This is a genomic window from Paenibacillus violae (genome assembly GCF_032461945.1).
Lineage (GTDB): Bacteria > Bacillota > Bacilli > Paenibacillales > NBRC-103111 > Paenibacillus_E > Paenibacillus_E violae.
Genome location: NZ_JAWCUD010000002.1, coordinates 830,921 through 854,930, shown reverse-complemented (window position 1 = coordinate 854,930; position 24,010 = coordinate 830,921). Strand labels below are relative to the sequence as shown.

Here is a 24,010-nt window from a genome sequence, read left to right as displayed (position 1 = left end):
CGGGCAGGTATCGATATGACAAAAAAAATTAAGCTGCGTTCTTTACTCATTGGAGGGTTTTTCACCCTTCTTTTTGTTGTCCTTATTGCTAAAGTCTATTGGATCCAAGTGGTAGATGCCTCTTGGTTGCTAGAACAAGCGGAAGAAAAATGGGAGACGGACAAAATTATCGCGCCTGTTCGTGGGACCATTTTGGATCGAAATAATAAAGTGCTCGCTGAAGAAGGAACCGCCTACACGGTTACGCTGAATCCCAAAATGATTGATGGTCTGCATGCGGCGGATGATATTGCCAGAGGGTTGGCGGATATTTTGAAAGAATCCGATGTGACCAAAGCAACGCTTGAAAACAAGATCCGCGAGCTGGCCACGAGGAAGAAACCGGACGGCAGCGATTTCGCGGTCAATGTCGAAATTCGCAACGAAGGCTGGAAAATTGACAAGGAGAAAGCGGATCAAGTTCGTGACTTCATTGCAACGATGCAAACGCGATTGAATAAATCGGCGAAAACGAACATCGGAATCGGGATCGTTGAAGAAAAGAAACGGTATTACCCAGGGGAAACGCTTGCTGCGCATATTCTAGGATATACGAACAAAGAAGGTAAAGCCTCACTTGGCTTAGAGCTGAAGCTGGATGACACGCTGAAGGGCGTTCCTGGCATGCTGAGCTATGAAAAAGACGGCAAAGGCGTGGAGCTGCCGGATGCCAAAGTTGATTTTAAACCGGCGGAAGACGGAAATAATGTACGGCTCACCATTGACAAGAACATTCAGTTCTATTTGGAGAGTGCGCTGGCCAAAGTAAATGATAAGTGGCATCCCAAAAGCTTAACGGCTATTGCAGTCGATCCGCAAACGATGGAAATTTTGGGTATGGCGAACACACCGACCTTTAATCCGAATACGTATTGGACCATTAAAGATCAAAGTGATTTTAAAAATAATGCAGTAGCTTCCCGTTATGAGCCTGGCTCGACATTCAAGATTGTCACTTTAGCAGGTACGGTAGAAGAGGGGTTATTTAATCCTAATGAGATGTACCAGTCAGGTATGATTCGTGTGCAGGATAGAGAGCTGCATGACCACAACCGTGTGGGGTGGGGCAAAATTTCATATCTGGATGGTCTTAAGCGTTCAAGTAACGTAGCATTCGTTAAATTAGGGATTGAGAAACTCACGCAACCTAAACTCAAGAGTTATATAGAGAAATTTGGATTTAACGAAAAAACAAATATCGATATGCCCAATGAAGTATCTGGACTTATCGACATGAAGTATCCATCTGAGTATGCAACTGCAACGTATGGGCAAGGGAAAGTCGTTGTTACGGCAATTCAGCAAACGGCAGCTTATGCAGCAATGGCGAACGGCGGTAAATTAATGTGGCCGCACATTGTGAAGGACATCTTGGATCCCAAAACAGGGAAAACCATTCAATCCTTCGCGCCGCAAGTCGTGCGTCAAGTCGTGAGCGAGAAGACGGCAGCTACGGTTAGCGGCTACTTGGAACAAGTCGTTTCCGACCAAGATATCGGAACAGGTAAGCTGGCCTATATGGAAGGATACCGCGTAGCCGGCAAAACAGGTACAGCAAACTTGGTACTTCCTGGAGAAAAAACATATTCAACCAATACCTGGGTTATCTCTTTTATTGGTTATGCACCCGTTGAAGATCCGAAAATCCTTGTCACGTTGATCGCAGATCAGCCTGATCTCGGCGGCAATTACCATTTGGGCGGACAAGTTCTAGCGCCGGCTTTTAAAGATATTGTTGGGGAATCCCTGCAATATATGGGGGTTAAATCAAGCAAGCAAACACAAATGGTTGCCAAAGAAGCGAATAAATTAAAAGTACCTAACTTTATGGGAATGACATCAGCGAATGCGAAAGCAGCGGCGAAGGAGAGTAATTTATCATTGGAGGTATTTGGAAAGGGAGAACAAGTTGTCGAACAATTCCCTAAACCAGGAACTGAAATCTTATCCACGCAACGAATATATGTGGCCATGCAAAACGTTACTGAAATGCCCCTGCCTAACTTAGTGGGTCGATCCTTGCGCGATGCTGTAGAAGCCTGTTCCTTCTTTAAAGTGGACTGCCAAACTTCTGGCGAGGGTTATGTCTCGGATCAAACGAGCTCAGGTGAGGGGGAAGGGCGTAGTGCAACACTGACGCTGAAACCATTAAGCGATAAACCGGCAGTGACAGGTGCAAAGTAGCCTGAAAGTGGCAGGCTTGTTCTAACCCCTGTTTGTCCCGAATAGTCATGTTAGGAATGAGACTGACTTATTTGGGAAGGGAGATTGAACGTTCATGCGTGCTTCTAACGTTACTGTTCGCCGCAGATTGTTTACTGCGCTCATCATTGGCACGATTATTTTCACTGCACTTATTCTCCGCTTGGCCTACGTCCAGCTATGGATTGGACAAGACTTGGCGAATAAAGCGGAGGATAGCTGGAGGAGACAGATTGAGTTTGCGCCGAAACGAGGAGAGATTCAGGATCGCAACGGGATCACTTTGACTTATAGCATGAGCACGCCGACGATCGTGGCGATACCGGTTCAAATTCAAGATCCTCAGAGTACGGCTGCTAAACTGGCGGAAGTGCTTCAAGGAAATGCGGATGATATCTATAAGCAAATTACGAAAAAAACGTCCCAAGTCGACATCAAGCCGTCCGGTCGGAAAATAACGATTGAGAAAGCGCAGGAAGTCCGTAATCTGCACCTTCCCGGGGTTGTAGTCGCCGAAGATAATAAACGATATTACCCATATGGCAGCTTGGCCGCACACATTCTGGGTTTTGCCGGCATAGATAAAGGTCTTACAGGGATTGAAGCAAAATACGATAAGGAATTGACGGGAATCCCCGGCAATATTTCTTATATGACAGATGCAGCGGGCAGGCCGCTGGCAGGGACAACGGATAAGTATACAAGCCCGAAAGACGGGCTCAACGTAAAACTGACCATCGATAATCATCTGCAGTCCGTGATGGAAAGAGAATTGGACCAAGCCATGGTTCAGTATCAAGCGCAAAATGTCGTCGCAATTATGATGGACCCGAATAATGGAGAGATATTGGCCATGGGCAGCAGACCGACCTACGAGCCGGGCAATTATAAGAACTATCCGGCTGAAACGTATAACAGGAACTTGCCGATTTGGAAAACGTATGAGCCAGGTTCGACGTTTAAAATTATTACGCTTGCAGCAGCTTTGGAAGAAAAGAAAGTGGATCTCAAGAACGAACCTTTCTATGACCCTGGTTTTATTGAAGTTGGGGGAGCCAGACTGCGTTGTTGGAAACGTGGCGGCCATGGCAGTGAAACGATGCTTCAAGTTGTTCAAAACTCTTGCAACCCGGGTTTTGTCGTCATGGGGCAGCGGCTCGGCAAAGAGAAGTTGTTTGACTACATTTCCAAATTTGGTTTTGGGAAAAAGACAGGCATCGACCTCGGCGGTGAAGAAAACGGGATTATGTTCAAACCTTCTCAGGTTGGGCCCGTGGAACTTGCAACGACCGCTTTCGGTCAAGGGGTTTCCGTAACGCCGATTCAACAAATTACAGCTGTATCTGCAGCAATCAATGGGGGGAAACTGTTTAAGCCTTATGTGGCCAAATCGTTCTCGAACCCGGACACAGGTGAAGTCGTTGATGTCGTAGAGCCGGAGCTTGTGCGCAATGTCATTTCCGAGGGAACCTCGAAACAGGTCCGGGAAGCGCTCGAAAGCGTAGTAGCGCTAGGTACAGGGCGCAATGCTTTTATCGACGGCTACCGGGTCGGTGGGAAAACGGGAACCGCGCAAAAGGTTATCAACGGCCGCTATTCACCCGATGAGCATATCGTATCCTTTATCGGATTTGCCCCGGCGGATAACCCCAAAGTTGTTATTTATGCGGCAGTGGATGACCCCAAAGGCATTCAATTTGGCGGTTTGATCGCAGCGCCTTTAGTTAAGAACATGATGGCTGACGCTTTGCGCTATATGAAGGTTGAGCCGAATAAGCAGCAGCTCGATAAAGAGTACCGATATGGGGAAACACCGGTTGTTGAGGTGCCGGACTTGGTTGGAGCGTCAGTTGATGATATATTAGAAGATCTGAACATGAATTTTAAGCTGGCGAAGTCCGGTAATGGCAAATATGTGATCAGCCAAGCGCCGAAAGCAGGCACAAGGGTTGATCAAGGTTCAACGATTCGTATTTTTTTATCGAACAATGAGCCGCCACAATAGGGAGTTAGGTTCCGATTCAAAAAAAGATTTGCAAGTAAGACATGTTTAGCTTTTCCATATGCATAAAATTGTCCATAATAGATAGGAAAAATGTTAAGGAGAGGGTTGCTCATGAAACTGCAGGAGCTTGCTTCCGCACTGCTCATTACCCACATACATGGAAATGCGGATACGGAGATTACGGGGATTGAAGCAGACTCTCGTAAAATTAAACCAGGCGATATATTTTTGTGCATCCCAGGACTGACGGTTGACGGCCATGATTACGCCCCAAAAGCTATTGCGCTTGGGGCTTCTGCGCTTGTTACCGAAAGAGTGCTGGATTTGCCGGTTCCACAATTGGTGGTGAAAGATGCCAGATACGCGATGGCCGCATTGTCTGCTCACTTCTACGGATATCCGAGTAAGGAATTAAAGTTAATTGGAATTACAGGGACCAACGGCAAAACAACATCGACCTACTTGCTGGAAAAAATATTGCGCGATCAAGGCTTTACCACGGGTCTGATGGGCACGATTCAAATGAAAATCGGTGATACTTACACCGAGATGGAGCGGACAACGCAAGAGTCCGTTGATCTGCAGCGCAGTTTCCGCAGCATGTGCGAGGCAGGAACAGATTACTGCATTATGGAGGTTTCAAGCCATGCTTTGGAGCTTGGCCGTGTGAAGGGGATTCACTTCCGCTCAGGCATTTTTACGAACTTGTCCCAGGATCATCTGGATTACCACAAAACCATGGAAGCATATGCAGCGGCAAAAGGGCTTTTGTTCTCCAGATTGGGCAACGGGTTTTCAGGTAATTCCCAAGATCGTCAGTATGCGATCTTGAATGCGGATGATGCGGCATCAGAGACGTTCAACAGACTTACAGCCGCACAAGTGATTACATACGGGATAGAGCAGCCATGTGATGTTCGTGCGACTGACATTCGGATTACTGCAAAAGGCACAGCTTTCCGATTAATCTCTTTTGCCGGAGAAGCGTTCTTCGAAATGAAATTGGTCGGCAAATTTAATGTGTATAACGCTCTTGGGTCAATCGCAGCCGCATTGGCGGAAGGCATTCCGTTAGAGGCGATTCGGAACAGCTTGGAAAGTATTGCTGTCGTAGATGGACGGATGGAGGTCGTGGATGAGGGCCAGGATTACTTGGTTCTGGTTGACTACGCCCATACGCCGGATGGACTAGAGAATGCACTTTCTACGGTCCGTGAATTTGCCGAGGGCAAAGTCATTACCGTATTTGGTTGTGGAGGAGATCGCGACAGAACGAAGCGCCCCTTGATGGGGAAGGTAACAGCGGCCTTTAGCGATTATTTATATGTGACTTCCGACAATCCCCGCACCGAGAATCCGGATGCCATTCTTCAGGACATTGTTCCCGGTCTTCAGGAGGTCAGTTATCCCGAAAATAACTATGAATTGATTCCGGATCGTAAAAAAGCGATACAAAAGGCTATTGATGGGGCAGGCCCCAAAGATGTAATATTGATAGCGGGAAAAGGCCACGAAACGTATCAGGATATCATGGGGGTCAAGCATGATTTCGATGATCGTTTGGTGGCTAAGGCTGCGATAAAGGGGAGAAATCGATGATCCAGCGTACATTAGAACAAATTGCAGAAATGTTGGGGAGTGAGGTTCGAGGGACTGAAGCTGCCGTGAGCGTTGCGGGCGTCTCAACCGATACTCGCTCGATTCCGGCCGGCAGTCTATTCGTCCCGCTGATTGGAGAAAATTTTGACGGGCACGCCTATGCAGAGGAAGCTTATCATAAAGGAGCGGCGGCTGTTTTATGGCAGGAGGATCGCGGAGATGCACCAGCAGGTGTTCCCTATGTCCCAGTGGCAGATACGCTGGCAGCTTTACAGCAATTAGCTAAGGCTTATCGGAAGCAACTGTCTGTGCGCATCATAGGCATAACGGGCAGTAACGGCAAAACAACGACGAAAGATTTGGTCGCAGCGGTTTTGGGTAGTACGTATAAAGTGCATAAAACCAAAGGGAATTTAAATAATCATATCGGTTTGCCGGTTACGCTCTTACAGCTGGAGGAAACGACAGAGTTTGCCGTTGTTGAAATGGGGATGAGCGGACGGGGCGAGATCGAGCTGCTAAGCGATTTGGCCGAGCCGGATGCTTCGATCATCACAATGATCGGCGAGTCCCACATGCTTCAGCTGGGTTCGAGGGAAGAAATTGCCCGGGCGAAAGTGGAGATCGTAAGCGGCATGCCAAGCGGCAGCCTGCTAGTGTACAACGGTGACGAGCCGCTCATTGAGATGGCTCTTGCAGAGCGCAGCTTGCCGGAAGGGCTTCACCGTCTCCGCTTCGGACACGGCAAGGACAATGCGAAATACCCGACCGCGATTCGTATGGATGCGGACGGTGCGCACTTCCAGGTCAATTCACCGGATTACGCGGAATTGTACATTCCTTTGCTCGGCACGCATAACGTCATCAACGCGTTAGCGGCCGTCGCCATCGGCGAAGCCTTCGGAGTTCAGCAGGAAGCCATTGCAGCGGGGCTCCGCTCGCTGGAGATGACAAGCATGCGCATCGAGAAGCTGACGGCAGCCTCAGGGCTGACCGTGCTCAACGATGCGTACAATGCCAGCCCGGCTTCCATGCGGGCGGCCATTACATTGACCGAGACGCTGGGCGGCTTCGGTCGGAAGTTCCTCGTGCTCGGCGACATGCTGGAGCTTGGCGAGCACGAAGAGCAGTTCCATCGCGAAATTGGCGCGATGGTATCGCCGGAACGTGTAGACTACGTCTTCACGTTCGGCCGTTTGGGCCGCTTCATCGCAGAGGAAGCGGCGGAGCGCCTCTCGAAGGATCGCGTGCGCGCCTTCGAGGACAAGGAGCTGCTCGCGAGCGAGCTAGCCGCTTTGGCACAGCCGGAGGACATTGTGCTTGTGAAGGGCTCGCGCGGTATGCGGCTTGAGCAAGTCGTGAATGCTTTACTCACCTAATAGGAACAGAATGAACTTATTATGAAACAGTAGATCGTTTTCGGATAACGGAAACGAGCAGGGGGAACCAACGTGGAAAACGCAATTTTATTAACGATGGGCGTCGCATTTGTGCTTGCGCTTATTATGGGGCCGCTTTGTATTCCGATTTTGCGGCGTATGAAGTTTGGCCAACAAATCCGTGAGGATGGCCCACAGGGACATTTGAAGAAACAAGGAACACCAACGATGGGCGGCATCATCATTCTAATTGCCCTGGCTTTGGCAAGCCTTCGTTTTGCTGATAAAAATACAGATCTTCTCATCTTGCTGATTGCTTCACTAGGCTACGGCCTCGTAGGTTTTCTGGACGATTACATCAAAATTATTTTCAAACGCTCGCTTGGACTTACAGCGAAACAAAAGCTGTTCGGGCAGCTGCTGATCTCGGCTATTGTTTGTTACCTGCTGGTGAGGGAAGGACATAGCACGGACTTATATATCCCTTTTGTGGAGTTCCACTTCAATCCTGGCTGGTTGTACTTCCCACTGATGGCGATCCTCATGTTAGGCGCGTCTAACGCGGTGAATTTCACCGATGGGTTGGATGGTTTGCTGGCAGGGACAAGTGCAATTGCATTTGGCGCGTATACGGTGATTGCGATGAACAACACACAGCCGGAAGCAGCGATTTTCTCAGCGGCCATGGTGGGTGCTGTGCTTGGTTTTCTCGTCTTTAACGCACATCCGGCGAAAGTGTTTATGGGAGATACAGGCTCGCTTGGCATCGGCGGCGGCTTAGTGGCTGTTGCGATTTTGACCAAAGCGGAGCTGCTGCTGGCGGTTGTCGGCGGCGTGTTCCTGATCGAAATTTTATCTGTTGTTATTCAAGTTGTTTCCTTCAAGACCAGGGGCAAGCGTGTTTTTAAAATGAGTCCGATCCATCACCACTTTGAACTGGTCGGATGGTCGGAATGGCGTGTTGTTATTACATTCTGGGTCGTAGGTCTTGTACTTGCTGCACTCGGATTATATATGAATGAGGTGTTGTAGAACATGATGCATCCGCGGGAATATCGTGGACTTGAAGTGGTTGTTTTGGGCTTGGCTCGCAGCGGTGTCGCTGCGGCTAAGCTTTTTCATCAACAAGGAGCCTTGGTCACCGTTAATGACAAAAAAGAGCGGAGCGCATGCCCTGAAGCCGACGAATTGGAGGCTCTGGGTATTTCTGTTGTATGCGGGTTTCATCCGGAGTCCTTGGTCCATGAGGGTGTTGCGCTCGTTGTGAAAAACCCGGGTATCCCGTACTCGGTTGAGCCGATCCGCAAAGCTTTGGAGCTTGGCATTGAAGTCGTTACGGAAGTAGAAGTCGCCTATCAGTTCTGTGAAGCGCCGATTATCGGGATTACTGGTTCAAACGGGAAGACAACAACGACAACATTGATTGGATTAATGCTGGATTCAGCAGGCATGTCGCCTGTCGTGGCGGGGAATATCGGGCGTGCTCTTACGGAAGCAGCGCCTGAAGTGACGGCCGACAATTGGATGGTTGTGGAGCTAAGCTCCTTTCAACTCAAAGGGACGACTTCGTTCCGTCCGAAAATTGCGCTGTTCTTGAATTTGTACGAAACTCATCTGGACTACCATGGTTCGATGGATGATTATATTGCCTCAAAAGCGAAGCTGTTTGCCAATCAAACAGAAGAAGATACGGCTATATTAAATTGGGATCATCCGGTATGCCAATCGCTTATTCCTACGCTAAAAGCGAAGCTTTTCCCATTCTCCAGGAAAGAAGCGTTGTCTTACGGTGTTTATTATGACAAATCGTCAGATAACCTTGTTTATGCGAATGGCCGAGGTGAAATTGTGCCGATTATGCCAGCACGCGAAATGGGAATGCCGGGCAGCTTTAACATTGAGAACGCTTTGGCGGCAGCGGCAGCGGCCCTCACAGCAGGTGTAGAGCCGCACACGATCGCAGATGTGCTTAGAAGCTTCAAAGGCGTAGAGCACCGTCTGGAGTTCGTGAGAGAACTGAAGGGGGTCACTTTCTACAATAACTCGAAAGCGACAAACGCTGTGGCTACGATTAGCTCAATTGAAGCCTTCGACCAAAAGTTAGTTTTAATTGCAGGAGGCTTGGATCGAGGCTCTGATTATATGGAGCTGCTGCCTACGTTCGGGGAGCGAGTGAAAGGGATTGTCACACTCGGACAAACAAAAGAGAAAATTAAACATATTGCCGAGCTGGCAGGGATTAGCCGTATTCAAACCGTCGATACTGCTAAGGATGCAGCGGATGCAATTTCGCAAGCCGTTCAGCTTGCTTGGCAGATGTGTGAAGAGGGAGATATCGTCCTTCTTTCGCCGGCTTGTGCAAGTTGGGATATGTTCCCCTCCTTTGAGGACAGGGGACGCATGTTTAAGGAGTCCGTGCATAACCTTTAAATAGGGCTTATCCACATGTGTTTGCTGGCAGGTGACGGTCGTCTCCTGCTCGGCTATCCATCCTATGGATGTGGCCCAGAACACTTAAAGAGGTGTCTGTTATGGGTAAATCACGGTCTGCTCCTGATATTTGGATTATTATTCCAACCTTGCTGCTTTTGACAATTGGCATTATTATGGTTTACAGTGCGAGCAGTGTACTGGCCTTTCGGGAATTCGGCGATTCCCTGTATTACCTGAAACGGCAGTTAATTTTTGCTGTTTTAGGGATCATTGCGATGTTTTTTACGATGAATGTCGATTATCTCGTTTGGAAAAAGGTAGCGCGCATTACACTGATCGTATGTTTCTTCATGCTGATTATTGTGCTGATTCCCGGCATTGGGGTTGTGCGCGGCGGAGCCAGGAGCTGGCTCGGGATTGGCGCCTTCGGTATACAACCGTCGGAGTTTATGAAGATGGGGATGATTCTGTACTTATCCAAATTGTTATCGGAGCAGCAATCCAAAATCACCCAATTTACCAAAGGGTTATTGCCTCCGCTAGGGATTATGGGGTTAGCCTTCGGCTTGATTATGCTGCAGCCTGACCTTGGAACCGGCGCTGTTCTGGTCGGAGCTTCACTGCTTATCATTTTTATCTCAGGCGCACGATTGCTTCATCTTTCATATCTGGGTATGATAGGGGTTGCCGGTTTTATTGGGCTCATCATTGCTGCTCCGTATCGCTTGAAACGGATTACTGCTTTTTTAGATCCTTGGCAGGACCCGCTTGGTGCAGGCTATCAATCTATTCAATCTCTCTATGCAATTGGTCCAGGCGGCTTAGTAGGGTTGGGACTTGGTATGAGCCGTCAGAAATACAGTTATTTGCCTGAGCCGCAAACCGATTTTATTTTCTCCATCATTGCTGAAGAACTTGGTTTTATTGGCGGTACCTTAGTGCTTTTATTATTTACCATTTTAGTATGGCGCGGTATGCGGGCAGCGATTACAGCACCGGATACGTTTGCAAGTTTAATTGCTGTCGGCATTATCGGCATGATTGCTGTTCAGGTTATTATTAATATCGGTGTTGTCATTGGTATGTTTCCAGTTACCGGTATTACATTGCCATTCATAAGTGCAGGTGGTTCGTCATTGACGCTTATGCTGACATCCGTCGGCATCCTGCTCAATATATCCCGTTATTCGAGGTGACAAAGGAATGAAAACAATTGTCTTTACCGGAGGAGGCTCCGCAGGACATGTTACGCCTAACATTGCTCTTATGCATAAGCTGAAAGAGTTAGGTTGGGAAATTAAATACATAGGCTCGGCTACAGGCATCGAGAAAGACATCATCGAGCGCGAAGGTGTTCCTTTTTACCCGATATCTTCTGGGAAATTGCGTCGATATTTTGATCTGAAAAATTTCAAAGACCCTTTTAGAGTGATGAAAGGTGTTTATGAATCTTATAGATTGCTCCGTCGTCTGAAGCCCGCCATCGTCTTTTCGAAGGGCGGGTTCGTTTCCGTACCGGTTGTTTTGGGCAGTCGCATGAACAAAGTGCCGGTCATTATTCATGAATCCGATATGACGCCAGGATTGGCTAATAAAATATCGATTCCTATGGCAACGAAAGTATGTGTCACATTTCCGGAGTCCCTGCAGCATGTCAACAAAGAGAAAGCGGTTCTTACCGGTTTGCCGATTCGCGAACATATTCGGAGCGGGAAAGCCTCCAAAGGCTACCAGCTTTGCGATTTTCATAAGCAAAAACCCGTTATTTTGATCATGGGGGGAAGCCTGGGCTCGCAGGTCATCAACCAAGCAGTCAGAGGAAATCTTCCCCGGTTGCTGGAACAATTTCAAATTGTTCATTTGTGCGGGAAGGGCAATATTGCGGCAGAGTTTGCCGGGACGCGGGGATATAAACAATTCGAATATTTGAATGAGGAACTCCCGGATGTCTTAGCTATGACAGACCTTGTGATTTCCCGGGCAGGCGCTACGTCGATTTATGAGTTTTTGGTATTGGAAAAACCGATGCTGCTTATTCCCTTATCTCTGCAAGCGAGCCGTGGCGATCAGATTCTGAACGCCAAGTCGTTTCAGAAAGCCGGTTACGCGGATGTTATGCAGGAAGATGAGCTTACAGCTGAATCGCTGCAATCACGCCTGGAGGCTCTTTATGCAAACAGAGAAACTTATAAAGCAGCTATGCAATCCCGCAACGACAGCGATGCTGTTGCTGCGATCGTTAAATTGATTGAATCCTACAGCTTATCGAGTTAGTTTTTCGAAAGCGAATGGGCGATTGTCACACTCTATCCGATTTTACATAAACTATACTATAACCGTGACAGACACCTAAGGCTTGATATGGCGCCAAAGTTTGAAGCCCGGCCATCTTCAACTTGGTCCGTATTTTTGAAATTATGGAGATTAAGATGATTCGATAATTTCGCCCTATGTTCTGTGAAGGAGGTTTTCCCATGCAGCAGTTAATATCCGACTTAAAGGCAGCAAATATTGGCGAGATTCGAACGAATGAGCGACTGGCCCCTTATACGACTTGGAAAATCGGTGGTCCGGCCGATTGCCTTATCCTCCCGAACACGAAGGAGCAGGTTGCTGCAGTCATCCGTTTTCTGCATCAACGTGGAGTACCATGGACGATTATCGGTCGTGGATCTAACCTGCTTGTCAGTGACAAAGGAATTAGAGGGGTAGTTATCAAACTTGGCTCTGCGCTGGAAACTTTGCGCTTTGAAGGTGCGACGGTTTATGCAGGCGGTTCCTATTCGTTCATTAAATTGTCTGTGCTAGCAGCCAAGGAAGGTTTAACCGGACTGGAGTTTGCTTCGGGCATTCCCGGTTCTGTGGGAGGCGCCGTCTACATGAATGCAGGGGCTCACGGGTCCGATGTGTCACGCATACTCAAGCAGGCTGAAGTCATCCTGGACACAGGGGAATTGGTCACGATGCTGGCAGAGGATTTGCAGTATGCCTATCGGCATTCTATTCTGCACACTCTCCCCGGCATCGTAACAGAAGCTGTCTTTGAATTACAGGTTGGAGAACGCAAAGAAATCGCGGGAGCCATGGCGGCTTACCGGGATCGGCGTCTTCGCACACAACCGCTTCAATTAGCTTGTGCTGGAAGTGTATTCCGCAACCCCGCAGGGGGATTCGCCGCAAAGCTCATCGAAGAGGCTGGCCTGAAAGGCAAACGTGTCGGTGGAGCACAAATCTCTACGCTGCACGCCAATTTCATTGTGAACACCGGAGATGCTAAAGCCGAGGACGTTCTCACTCTCATCGCAGAAGTACAGCAGATCGTACAGAAACAGTACGGCATATCGCTAGTACCGGAAGTTTTGGTGATGGGTGAGAGGTAAATCGGAGGTGGAACTTTGGAGAAGCTCGTTATCGAAGGTGGAAAACCTCTCACGGGAGCCATCCAGATACACGGCGCTAAAAACGCCGCATTACCAATCTTAGCAGCATGCATCCTGGCTAGCGGCACTCATACTCTGCATAATGTTCCTAATTTGCTCGATATCGACACCATGCTCCGCATTCTTCGTGCGTTGGGCTGCCGTGCCGAACAGCAAGGGGATACGGTATCTATTACAACAACCACAGCTAATTCCTCGCATATTCCAGAAGAATTGATGGGGCAGATGCGTTCATCCATCTTTCTAATGGGACCGCTGCTCGCTAGATTTGGCAGTGTCACCGTGTATCAACCCGGAGGCTGCGCAATCGGCGAACGTAAAATTGATTTGCACCTGAAAGGGCTGCAAGCTTTAGGAGCCAACATCGAAGAATTCGCAAACAAAATTGTTTGCACAGCCGAATCGCTTCATGGCAGTGAAATCGTTCTTGATTTCCCGAGCGTCGGAGCTACGGAAAATATCATGATGGCTGCTGTGAAAGCGGAAGGCATCACAACGATTTATAATGCGGCCCGCGAACCGGAAATTCAGGATCTGCAGAACTTCCTGAACGCCATGGGCGCCGACATTATCGGAGCAGGAACAGATACCATCACCATTCGTGGTGTGGAAACTCTGTCACCTTGCACCTACCGCATCATCCCTGACCGTATCGTGGCCGGAACCTTTATGGTGGCCGCTGCTGCAACGAAAGGGAGCATTACTTTAGAGAAGGTTAACCCTGCTCACTTAACCTCTGTGATTCATGTCCTCAAGCGTGCAGGTGTTCAAATCATCTCTGACGGTGATATAATACATGTAAGCTGTCCGACTAGACCGAAGGCCGTCGAACGTATCGTGACTTCGCCGCATCCGTCTTTTCCTACTGATTTGCAATCACAGGTTATGGTGCTGCTATCTTTAGCAGACGGGATGAGCGTAATGAAAGAAACGATTTTCGAAGGTAGATTCAAGCACGTAGATGAATTGTCCCGTATGGGTGCAGATATCCGTGTAGATATGAGTTCAGCCTTTATTCGAGGCGTTCCCAGGCTGTATGGAGCGACAGTGGAGGCGACGGATTTACGTGCTGGCGCAGCACTTGTTATCGCCGGTCTGGCTGCGCATGGTACGACGATCGTTGAGCAAATTCATCATATTGATAGAGGCTATGATAGAATTGAACATATGCTTTCAAGATTAGGTGCTTCCGTGCATCGACAATCACCTGTTCCAAGTGAGCAAGCGAACAACTGAATGAATTCCGCGCATCCCTTCCTGGATTCAGGCGGGGATTCACGGTTTCATTTGATTGGTACATACAAGATTGTAAATTTTAACCTTCATTCGAAACTATTAGGTGGTGCCCAGCTTGTCTGACGACCGCAATATGCCCGCTCTGCCGCCCGTTCCAAAGCCACGAGCCCGTACGAATAGAAAACTGCTCATCTTCTTATTTATTTTTTTTATCATCATTTTAGTCATTTTGTTTTTTCAGTCTTCTCTAAGCCGTGTAAGTGCCATTGAAGTTGAAGGAAATGAGCTCATGACCTCAGAAGCGATCGGACAAGCAAGCCAGATTGCCGTCGGGGACCGGTTCTTTGCCTTCAGTTCACAAACGATAACACAGCGTGTAGCATCTCTGCCCATGATTAAGACAGCTACGGTGAAGAAGCATTTTCCAGGCAAAGTTCTCATTACCGTGCAGGAGTATCCGAAGGTTGCTTTCCAGATAGCAGCAGATGGCAAAAAGCAAGCGGTGCTTGCCGATGGCGCTGTCGTTGAATTGCCTGCTGGCAGCAGCATTCCACTGGATATGCCCATTTTGACGGGGTGGACGGATGGTGATCCGAATAAAGCAGCACTATGCAAAGTGCTAGGTGAAATTCCGGAGAGTGCGCTCTCGGACATTTCCGAAATCAAACCGGACCCGTCGGAGCCGTACCCTGACAAAATCAAGCTGTACACGAGATCCCAATTTGAAGTGTACACCACGATAGCTTACTTGCCTGAGAAAATTGACAATCTGCCTGCTTATATAGCAAGCTTACAAGAGGATCATATTACTAGCGGCATTATCAAAATGCTAGAAGTAGAATATCATGCTCCTTTTGAACCTAATGAAGATACGAAATCTGATTCGAATAATGCGTCGGGCCAAAAAGGTGGAAGCAATGCAGCAGCAAGCCCATCACCCGATCCTAACAAGGATGGGAACAAGTCGACGCCAAAGCCGACTCCAAAAGCGACACCGAAACCGTAATCCCAGAAACAGCGCGTCCTTCCTGATAAAAAAACGGTTTAATGGACTACTCAACCATGAAAATTAATGTTAAAATTAGTTTTATGGTTAAATAGAATTCTATTAACCCTATGAAGTGTACAAGCAATTACTAGACTTGTTTTATCCCTATTCTATTGAAAATTAACTGTTTAAAAAAACGACTTTGCTTCCGTTAAAAAAAATGTTGAAAAAAGAGGGAATATGGCGGTTGTGTGGAATACGTATTTAAGTAATTGTAATGTAAACACAATATTATCCAAGTTATAGGAGGTGCCAGGGGCTTGAGCAACAATGATATCATTGTTAGTTTAGACATCGGTACATCCAAGGTTCGTGCTATTATTGGGGAAGTTGTTAACGGAACCATTAATATAATAGGTGTGGGATCTGCCGAGTCAGAGGGTATTCGTAAAGGCGCAATCGTTGATATTGACCAAACGGTCAACTCCATCCGGAGCGCTGTTGATCATGCTGAACGAATGGTCGGCGTACAAATTTCCGAGGTTTACGTAGGAATTTCAGGGAATCATATTGCTCTTCAATCGAGTCACGGTGTTGTCGCTGTTTCTAATGAAGACCGAGAAATCGGGGAAGAGGATATTGATCGTGTCATTCAAGCGGCAAGAGTCATCGCATTACCTCCCGAGCGTGAAATTATTGGAGTCGTACCCAAGCAATACTTAGTTGATGGACAAGAAGGCATTAACGATCCTCGCGGCATGATCGGCGTTCGCTTAGAAGTGGAAGCGACGATAATCACAGGCGCGAAGACGGGGATACATAATCTGATCCGAGTTGTGGAAAAATCCGAACTTAAGGTCGCAGGCCTCATCTTGATGTCGCTTGCATCCGGACAGTTAGCTCTTTCCAAGGATGAGAAATCAGTAGGAACTGTACTGGTTGATGTTGGTGCAGGTGCAGCGACGATCGCTGTGTTTGAACAAGGGAATCTGACAGCCACATCAACGATTCAAATCGGCGGTGAGTATATCAGCAATGATATCTCGATAGGCCTTCGTACTCAGCTCGAAATCGCAGAGAAAATAAAGCTGAAATACGGTTGCGCATCGGTAGACGACTCAGCCCCCGATCAAATGTTTAAGGTTACACGAATGGGAAGCAATGTGGAAAAAGAGTTTTCGCAAGTTGATCTCGCGAATATTATTGAACCCCGCGTTGAAGAAATTTTCCAAATGATACGTGCAGAAGTGCACCGCCTGGGATATGGCGATCTAGCCGGTGGGTACGTACTCACAGGCGGAACCGTTTGTATGCCAGGTGTACTCGCCATTGCACAAGCTCAACTCGCTACATCTGTTCGAATTGCCGTTCCTGATTTCATCGGAGTGCGTGATCCTTCTTACACGAGTGGTGTTGGCATCATTCAATTCGTTTCCAAGTACATGAAAAACCGGAATACCGCTTTCACCAAAAAAGTGGCATCAAAACCTGTAACAAAAAAATCCTCCGAGAGCTCTAAACCTGGTATTTTGGAACGTGTAAAAAGTTTTTTCAGTGAATTTATATAGTGAACGCAACGTTAGGGGGATATGACTCACATGTTTGAATTTGATATGGATATGGAACAGTTGGCTCAAATAAAGGTCATCGGTGTTGGTGGCGGTGGTAGTAATGCGGTAAATCGAATGATCGAGAACGGCGTTAAGGGCGTTGAGTTTATTACCGTTAACACGGATGCTCAAGCTTTACACCTTGCCAAATCGGTGCATAAATTGCAAATCGGGGACAAGCTGACGCGCGGTCTTGGCGCAGGTGCAAACCCGGATGTAGGGAAGAAAGCGGCAGAAGAGTCAAGGGAGATGATTCTGAACACGCTTCGCGGCGCAGACATGGTTTTCGTTACTGCAGGAATGGGTGGCGGTACTGGAACTGGAGCGGCTCCCGTTATTGCTGAAATCGCAAAAGAAGTGGGCGCGTTAACCGTTGGTGTTGTTACTCGTCCGTTTACATTTGAAGGTCGCAAGCGTTCCTTACAAGCAGAGCAAGGGATTGCTGCATTGAAAGAGAAAGTAGACACTCTTATCATTATTCCTAACGACCGTCTCTTGGAAATCGTAGATAAGAAAACGCCGATGCTTGAAGCTTTCCGCGAAGCGGATAACGTACTTCGCCAAGGCGTTCAAGGGATCTCCGATTTGATCGCGGTTCCTGGTTTGATCAACTTGGACTTTGCTGATGTGAAGACAATCATGACAGAACGCGGCTCCGCCCTGATGGGAATCGGAGTGGCAACAGGTGAAAACCGCGCGGCTGAAGCAGCGAAAAAGGCGATTTCCTCGCCACTCTTGGAAACGTCGATCGAAGGTGCTCGTGGGGTTCTGATGAACATCACAGGCGGCGTGAACCTCAGCTTGTACGAAGTCAATGAAGCGGCGGATATTGTGGCATCAGCTTCTGATATTGAAGTGAACATGATTTTCGGAGCAGTTATTGATGATAAGCTGAAAGACGAAATTCTGGTAACGGTCATTGCTACTGGTTTTGAGCATAGAGCATCACCACTGGCTCAACCGGTTAAGCGTCCTGTCAGCGGGCATCAAGAGCAACCACAATCCTCGCCATCCGTTTCTTCCGACCGATTGAACAACCTCAAACCTTTTGGCTCACAGCCATCAAACGATCAATTAGATATTCCGACGTTCCTGCGCAATCGCGGGCGGAATAACGACAAATAATTACACGAAATGTGTAAAGAGACCGAAGTCCTACGTCATGTAGCGGCTTCGGTTTTTTGTTATTTTGAAGGCTTTTCTAGTTAGTTAAAGGCCGCGTCAACTGACAAAAAAAGTAGTAGCCTACTAGCAAGTTTAGACAGACTTTGAACTAGGATTGCCCTATACTGATTTAGAACCTTAAAGTTTCGTCAGGAAAATGGTTGAAAAAGCATCTATCATGGAGGTGAGGACATTGTGATCGTCTACGCGGATCTCATTTTCCTACTGAACTTTCTGATGGATGCGGCCATGCTGATCGTAACGGCCAAAACGCGGAAAATATCGTTCAAATGGTGGAGAATCGTAGGTTCGTCGTTCTTAGGAGCCTCCTATGTCGTCATTATGTTCTTGCCGGTACCCGTGTTTCTTTTTACATTTTCTGTGAAATGTATGTTTTGTATAGGGATGATTATGACTGCTTTTGGGTTCGGGTCTTTACAAAATTTATTGAGAAACCTCGGAACGTTCCTCTTAGTAAATTTTGCTGTCGCTGGCGGGATGTTTGGTATCCATTATGTCCTTGCATCGTCCTCTGAGGTGATGAAAGGTATTGTATTCACCCAATCCGGTGTGGCAATGTTCCAACTCCAAATTGGCAGCGTGCTCTTTGTTCTTTTGCTACTTATTCCATTGCTCTGGTGGTTCAGGACCGTGCTGCAAAGCACAAAGCAGCGTGATGTGCTGACAGCCTACGTTGCGGAAGTTACGATTCATGTAGGAGACTATACGGCCTCCTGCAAAGGATTAATTGATACGGGAAATCAATTGTATGATCCACTAACGCGCACCCCTGTGATGGTCATGGAAGTGTCGGAATGGGGCGATGTATTGCCTGTAGAGTGGCTGCAGCGGATTCGGTCAGCTGATGTTGACCAAATCATAAGCGGTTTGGGTGTAGAAGAGTTCGTTTGGCAGGACCGCTTGCGTCTAGTGCCTTATCGAGGCGTTAATCGGAACACCCAATTCATGCTGGCCATTAAACCGGATAAGGTGGTGATTACCCATAATAGTACGCAAATTGAAGCATCTAAGGTGCTTATCGGACTCGACGGAGGAAAGCTTTGCAGCGACGGATCCTATCAAGCGATTATTCATCCGGCATTAATATCTGCTGGTTAGCGCTTTCATTGCCCTGGCGAAGTCTGTTCTGATACGCAAAACTCAGCGAATGCATACGAAGCAAGTTTTCCTACGAAAACTCAGCCCATGCTTACGAAGTTAGTTTTGCTTACGCAAAACTCAGCTTATGCTTACGAAGCAAGTTTTCCTACGGAAAACTCTTAGGAGGAAACTAACATGCTCTTGAAGTGGAAAATGCTTTTTCAACTAGCGTACTATCGAATTTTGATGCTTCTTGGTCTTAAGGGAGAAGAAATCTATTACATAGGTGGAAGCGAGGCTCTACCGCCACCGCTAACGAGGGAAGAAGAAGAATACTTATTGGAAAAATTACCATCCGGGGACGCCGCTATTCGAGCCATGTTGATTGAACGCAACCTGCGATTGGTTGTTTATATAGCCAGGAAGTTTGAAAATACAGGCATCAACATCGAAGATCTGGTTTCCATCGGCGCTATTGGCTTAATAAAAGCAGTTAACACGTTTGATCCGGAGAAGAAAATTAAACTTGCTACATACGCTTCCAGATGTATTGAGAACGAAATTCTCATGTACCTGCGGCGTAATAGTAAAATCCGTACGGAAGTATCTTTTGACGAACCGCTGAATATCGATTGGGATGGTAATGAGCTGCTTTTGTCCGATGTACTCGGAACAGAGAACGATACCATTTACCGCAATATTGAAGAACAAGTAGACCGTAAGCTGCTGCACAAAGCGTTGGATAAATTAAGTGAGCGTGAGCGTATTATCATGGAGCTGCGCTTTGGATTACAGGACGGCGAGGAAAAAACGCAAAAAGACGTGGCAGATCTACTTGGCATTTCGCAATCCTACATCTCCAGGCTGGAAAAACGAATCATTAAAAGGCTGCGTAAGGAGTTTAACAAGATGGTGTAAGGTGAAAAGAGAGCTTGGGATGTGGTCGTGATCCCACCTCTCTTTTTTTTGTGAAAAATATTTTTGAGCTGGCAATGTCGAAATTGTTCAGGCGTCACAGGGGGGAGCGAGTCGGAGGCCTTTTGTCAAGTGGCGGAACGGGGGGTTAAGCAGGAATAAATCACTCACTCAGGGGGATAATTAACATTAATGTTTCTCCTTGGGAGGTAATCACGGTGACCCGAAATAAAGTTGAGATATGTGGTGTTGATACCGCCAAACTGCCTGTTCTGACCAATGCTGAAATGCGCGAGCTGTTCGCTGATTTGCAGACCAAGCAGGAGCGAACGGCAAGAGAGAAATTGGTGAATGGGAACCTCAGATTGGTTCTAAGTGTGATCCAGAGGTTCAACAATCGCGGAGAGTATGTGGACGATCTCTTCCAAGTTGGCTGTATCGGTCTGATGAAAGCCATTGATAACTTTGATTTAAGCCAAAATGTCAAATTCTCAACCTATGCTGTACCGATGATTATAGGTGAGATACGCCGCTACTTACGTGACAACAACCCGATTCGCGTTTCTCGTTCCTTAAGAGATATTGCTTACAAAGCGCTGCAAGTCAGAGACAGCCTGACGAATGCGAACTCACGCGAACCCACGATTTATGAGATCTCCGAGGCGCTGAACGTGCCCAAAGAGGATGTCGTGTTTGCACTTGACGCTATTCAAGACCCGGTTTCGTTATTCGAACCGATTTATCATGATGGCGGTGATCCGATTTATGTCATGGATCAAATCAGTGATGAAAGAAATAAGGACATGTCCTGGATTGAGGGAATCGCACTTCGTGAAGCGATGCGCAAGCTGAATGCGAGAGAGAAAATGATTCTCTCCATGCGCTTTTTTGAAGGAAAAACACAGATGGAGGTTGCCGATGAGATTGGCATTTCCCAAGCACAGGTATCGCGACTTGAGAAATCAGCCATCTGCCAGATGCAGAAACACGTGAAATCGTAATTTCTATACATAAAGACCGGAGCAGCTGTGAAAAGCTGTGACGGTCTTTTTTTGATTTTCAGGACATTTTGCCCATACCGCACATATACTAGTACAAAATCAGTTAAAATCCTATGGATTCGTGGTGAATGGCCTCATGAAAATATCTGATTTCCAGACGAAAGATGTCATTAATATCGTGGACGGTAAAAAACTGGGTCAAATCAGCGATCTGGAGCTGGATCTGCTGCAGGGGCGGATCGAATCGATTGTCGTACCGAACCAAAGCCGATTCTTCGGGTTGTTTGGTACCGGAACAGACGTCATTATACCATGGAAGCATATTGTGAAAATCGGCGCAGACGTTGTGCTCGTGAAGCTCGAAGATGCTCGTCCGTATCGTCAAACCGAAGAAAATGAAGGTGTCTATGAGTTCAACAGACAGTTCCGCAACTAACGTATGACACACGAATGTAGGCTGAATTCCCACAATCAGCCAAGAGACAATCGTGTGTCTTTTTGTTTTGTGCTAAAGTAGAGGTAGTATGAATGTAAGGGAGTGGAATTATCGTGGAACCATTTGTGAAACAAGTAAAAGAGGGGCAGCCTGCACTCTATACAATAGAAAACTGGATGGACCAATTTGAAGGACTGACGGCAGGTTTTACTTCACGACATGGCGGAGTGAGCGAAGCACCTTATTCAACGTTGAACTGTGGTCTGCATGTGTTGGATAATCCTGAGCACGTGATCAGGAACCGAGAACGGTTAGCTGAAGCCATCGGTCAGCCATTCGACGCTTTTACCTACGCGGAGCAGGTACATGGCAATGAGGTGACGGTTGTGTCGCTTCAGGAGAAAGGGATAGGAAGAACGTCGAGGGAGTCAGCCATTCAAGCGAAGGACGGCTTTATTACGAAGGAGAAGGGAATTGTGCTATGTGCGCAGTTTGCAGACTGTGTACCACTGTTTTTCTATGATCCTGTTCATCATGTTGTGGGACTCTCCCATGCCGGCTGGAAAGGGACCGTGCTAAACATTTCCATGGCTACAATATCCTTAATGACACATACTTTTGGTAGTCAGCCTAAGGACATCAGGGCAGCCATCGGACCTTCCATTGGTGTTTGCTGTTATGAGGTGGATGACACCGTTGCAACACGTGTTTATGCTGTGCTAGATGAGATGAATGCAACGCCTGATGACAGGCTTACAGTTATTACTGGCAAGGAAAACGGCAAGTACATGCTGAATTTGCAAGAACTGAACCGAAAATTGTTGGTACAAGCAGGAATTTTGTCGTCCCATATCGAAGTAACTCAGTTATGTACGAGTTGCCGCTCAGATGACTTCTTTTCTCATCGCAAAGAGGGCGGATCAACAGGTAGAATGGTTGCTTGGATTGGTCTTCGGTAAGGAGATAACAAGCAGGCAACGTTTGAAATTGAGGTGTTTACATATATGACTTTACTAGCGCGTAAAGAAGAAGTTGAAGCTCGTGTTGCCGCAGCTTGCCAGCGGTCAGGACGAAATGAGGATGAGATCAAAATTATTGCTGTGACCAAATATGTGTCCTTGGAGACGACCCGAAGTGTACTGGATACGGGATTGCTGCATATCGGTGAAAATCGTTGGCAGGATGTAAAGCCTAAGTGGGAGGCACTGCATGAACGCGGTACGTGGCATTTCATAGGTCATTTGCAGACGAACAAGGTGAAAGATGTCATTGGCAAATTCGCCTACATTCATTCGCTCGATCGGATGTCGCTCGCCAAGGAGTTGGACAAGCAGGCTGCGGCGCTCGGTATGCAAGTTAATTGTTTGCTGCAAGTAAACATATCCGGAGAAGAATCCAAGTATGGCATGGATCCCGAGCATTTCTTCGAATTTGCTGAAGAAGTCAGCAAACTGCAGCATATACATATCTCCGGTTTAATGACGATGGCGCCTTATGAGATGGAAGCCGATGCGACTAGACCTGTCTTTCGCAGTTTAAGAGAACTGAGAGACCGATTGAATGAGCGCAACATTTTCCCCTATGACATTAAAGAGCTATCCATGGGGATGTCAGGAGATTTTGAAGTGGCGATTGAAGAGGGAGCTACATGGGTGCGATTGGGTACTGTTCTGGTTGGAAAAGAAGCATAAAGGTTATAAAGGATTGAACAAGCGGATAGGAGGGAATTATAATGGGAGTTTATAACCGTTTTATGAATTTTCTTGGATTACAAGAAGAGGAAGAAGTTGTGGAGCGTGAGCGAATCGTGGAAACAACGGAAGAACCTGAAACCAATCCTTATGAATTGCGTAATAAAAATAAGGCGAATGTCGTCAGCATTCACTCTCAGAAGAACGCGCGTGTCGTGCTGAGCGAGCCTAGAACGTACGAAGAAACGCAAGACATCGCGGATCATCTTCGTTCTCGAAGAGCGGTGGTCGTCAATCTACAGCGAGTTCGCGGTGATTTAGCCATACGCATCGTAGATTTTTTGAGCGGAACAGTATATGCTTTGAATGGGTCTATATCCAAACTGGGACCGAATATCTTCCTTTGCACACCTGATACAGTTGATATTCATGGCCACATCTCAGAGATGATGAGTGAGGAATAGGCGCATATCCTAACACAGAGGTGGATGCGTACGTGGATTACGTTCACTATTATCTTAGTATTTTGATGGAAATTTATTATTTCATGATTATCGGTTACTTAATTCTTTCCTGGTTTCCGAATGCACGCGACAGTTTTGTCGGTGGTCTGCTGGGGAAATTAGTTGAACCGTACTTAAGTCCTTTCCGAAAAATAATTCCAAGCATCGGGTTCATCGACTTGTCGCCGATCGTTGCCCTTATCGCTTTGCGATTCGTGGTCATGGGGATTATTGCCGTTCTAGATTTCATTGTAGGGATGTTTTAAAA

The 24,010-nt window shown here is 47.2% G+C and carries 21 protein-coding genes; all 21 read left to right on the top strand.

Going from position 1 to position 24,010, the window contains the following annotated elements; all coding sequences use genetic code 11:
* Window positions 1–15: 15 nt before the first annotated feature.
* Window positions 16–2,223 (top strand): penicillin-binding transpeptidase domain-containing protein, encoded by a 2,208-nt coding sequence (locus RQP52_RS11000; protein WP_315951394.1) that lies wholly within the window; start codon window positions 16–18, stop codon window positions 2,221–2,223.
* A gap of 94 nt (window positions 2,224–2,317) precedes the next feature.
* Entirely contained in the window at window positions 2,318–4,246 is a 1,929-nt protein-coding gene (locus RQP52_RS10995) for a stage V sporulation protein D (RefSeq protein WP_315951393.1), read from the top strand.
* Between the two features lie 111 nt (window positions 4,247–4,357).
* Window positions 4,358–5,845 carry a UDP-N-acetylmuramoyl-L-alanyl-D-glutamate--2,6-diaminopimelate ligase gene (locus RQP52_RS10990; protein WP_315951392.1) on the top strand — a complete coding sequence of 496 codons (1,488 nt, stop codon included), beginning with the start codon at window positions 4,358–4,360 and terminating at the stop codon, window positions 5,843–5,845.
* Window positions 5,842–7,224 carry a UDP-N-acetylmuramoyl-tripeptide--D-alanyl-D-alanine ligase gene (locus tag RQP52_RS10985; protein WP_315951391.1) on the top strand — a complete coding sequence of 461 codons (1,383 nt, stop codon included), beginning with the start codon at window positions 5,842–5,844 and terminating at the stop codon, window positions 7,222–7,224. The genes RQP52_RS10990 and RQP52_RS10985 overlap by 4 nt, the downstream gene beginning before the upstream one ends.
* Before the next feature lie 96 nt (window positions 7,225–7,320).
* On the top strand, window positions 7,321–8,256 hold the full coding sequence (gene mraY / locus RQP52_RS10980) for a phospho-N-acetylmuramoyl-pentapeptide-transferase (protein ID WP_127452395.1): 936 nt from the start codon (window positions 7,321–7,323) through the stop codon (window positions 8,254–8,256).
* Window positions 8,257–8,259: 3 nt separating this feature from the next.
* Entirely contained in the window at window positions 8,260–9,654 is a 1,395-nt protein-coding gene (gene murD / locus RQP52_RS10975) for a UDP-N-acetylmuramoyl-L-alanine--D-glutamate ligase (RefSeq protein WP_315951390.1), read from the top strand.
* A gap of 101 nt (window positions 9,655–9,755) precedes the next feature.
* On the top strand, window positions 9,756–10,853 hold the full coding sequence (spoVE, locus tag RQP52_RS10970; protein ID WP_315951389.1) for a stage V sporulation protein E: 1,098 nt from the start codon (window positions 9,756–9,758) through the stop codon (window positions 10,851–10,853).
* Between the two features lie 7 nt (window positions 10,854–10,860).
* Window positions 10,861–11,931 (top strand): undecaprenyldiphospho-muramoylpentapeptide beta-N-acetylglucosaminyltransferase, encoded by a 1,071-nt coding sequence (locus RQP52_RS10965; RefSeq protein ID WP_315951388.1) that lies wholly within the window; start codon window positions 10,861–10,863, stop codon window positions 11,929–11,931.
* A 200-nt stretch (window positions 11,932–12,131) separates the two neighbouring features.
* On the top strand, window positions 12,132–13,037 hold the full coding sequence (gene murB, locus RQP52_RS10960; RefSeq protein WP_315951387.1) for a UDP-N-acetylmuramate dehydrogenase: 906 nt from the start codon (window positions 12,132–12,134) through the stop codon (window positions 13,035–13,037).
* Window positions 13,038–13,052: 15 nt separating this feature from the next.
* Entirely contained in the window at window positions 13,053–14,333 is a 1,281-nt protein-coding gene (murA, locus tag RQP52_RS10955; RefSeq protein ID WP_315951386.1) for a UDP-N-acetylglucosamine 1-carboxyvinyltransferase, read from the top strand.
* A gap of 115 nt (window positions 14,334–14,448) precedes the next feature.
* Window positions 14,449–15,339, top strand: coding sequence for a cell division protein FtsQ/DivIB (locus RQP52_RS10950; RefSeq protein WP_315951385.1), 891 nt, complete (start codon window positions 14,449–14,451; stop codon window positions 15,337–15,339).
* A gap of 302 nt (window positions 15,340–15,641) precedes the next feature.
* Window positions 15,642–16,889 (top strand): cell division protein FtsA, encoded by a 1,248-nt coding sequence (gene ftsA, locus RQP52_RS10945; protein ID WP_127451985.1) that lies wholly within the window; start codon window positions 15,642–15,644, stop codon window positions 16,887–16,889.
* Between the two features lie 30 nt (window positions 16,890–16,919).
* Window positions 16,920–18,056 carry a cell division protein FtsZ gene (ftsZ, locus tag RQP52_RS10940; RefSeq protein ID WP_157321566.1) on the top strand — a complete coding sequence of 379 codons (1,137 nt, stop codon included), beginning with the start codon at window positions 16,920–16,922 and terminating at the stop codon, window positions 18,054–18,056.
* 234 nt (window positions 18,057–18,290) lie between these two features.
* Window positions 18,291–19,214, top strand: coding sequence for a sigma-E processing peptidase SpoIIGA (gene spoIIGA / locus RQP52_RS10935; protein ID WP_315951384.1), 924 nt, complete (start codon window positions 18,291–18,293; stop codon window positions 19,212–19,214).
* Between the two features lie 177 nt (window positions 19,215–19,391).
* Entirely contained in the window at window positions 19,392–20,114 is a 723-nt protein-coding gene (gene sigE / locus RQP52_RS10930; protein ID WP_090816111.1) for an RNA polymerase sporulation sigma factor SigE, read from the top strand.
* A 215-nt stretch (window positions 20,115–20,329) separates the two neighbouring features.
* Window positions 20,330–21,112, top strand: a complete 783-nt coding sequence (sigG, locus tag RQP52_RS10925) for an RNA polymerase sporulation sigma factor SigG (protein WP_127451991.1) — start codon at window positions 20,330–20,332, stop codon at window positions 21,110–21,112.
* A gap of 136 nt (window positions 21,113–21,248) precedes the next feature.
* The gene (locus RQP52_RS10920; protein WP_145656916.1) at window positions 21,249–21,548 is read left to right on the top strand and encodes a YlmC/YmxH family sporulation protein; all 300 of its coding nucleotides are present in this window, start codon (window positions 21,249–21,251) and stop codon (window positions 21,546–21,548) included.
* A gap of 113 nt (window positions 21,549–21,661) precedes the next feature.
* Window positions 21,662–22,507: a peptidoglycan editing factor PgeF gene (gene pgeF, locus RQP52_RS10915; protein WP_315951383.1), complete on the top strand. Its 846-nt coding sequence runs from the start codon at window positions 21,662–21,664 to the stop codon at window positions 22,505–22,507.
* A gap of 45 nt (window positions 22,508–22,552) precedes the next feature.
* Window positions 22,553–23,239 carry a YggS family pyridoxal phosphate-dependent enzyme gene (locus tag RQP52_RS10910; RefSeq protein WP_315951382.1) on the top strand — a complete coding sequence of 229 codons (687 nt, stop codon included), beginning with the start codon at window positions 22,553–22,555 and terminating at the stop codon, window positions 23,237–23,239.
* Between the two features lie 41 nt (window positions 23,240–23,280).
* Window positions 23,281–23,703 carry a cell division protein SepF gene (locus RQP52_RS10905; protein WP_315951381.1) on the top strand — a complete coding sequence of 141 codons (423 nt, stop codon included), beginning with the start codon at window positions 23,281–23,283 and terminating at the stop codon, window positions 23,701–23,703.
* A gap of 65 nt (window positions 23,704–23,768) precedes the next feature.
* On the top strand, window positions 23,769–24,008 hold the full coding sequence (locus RQP52_RS10900; protein WP_157322286.1) for a YggT family protein: 240 nt from the start codon (window positions 23,769–23,771) through the stop codon (window positions 24,006–24,008).
* Window positions 24,009–24,010 lie beyond the last annotated feature (2 nt).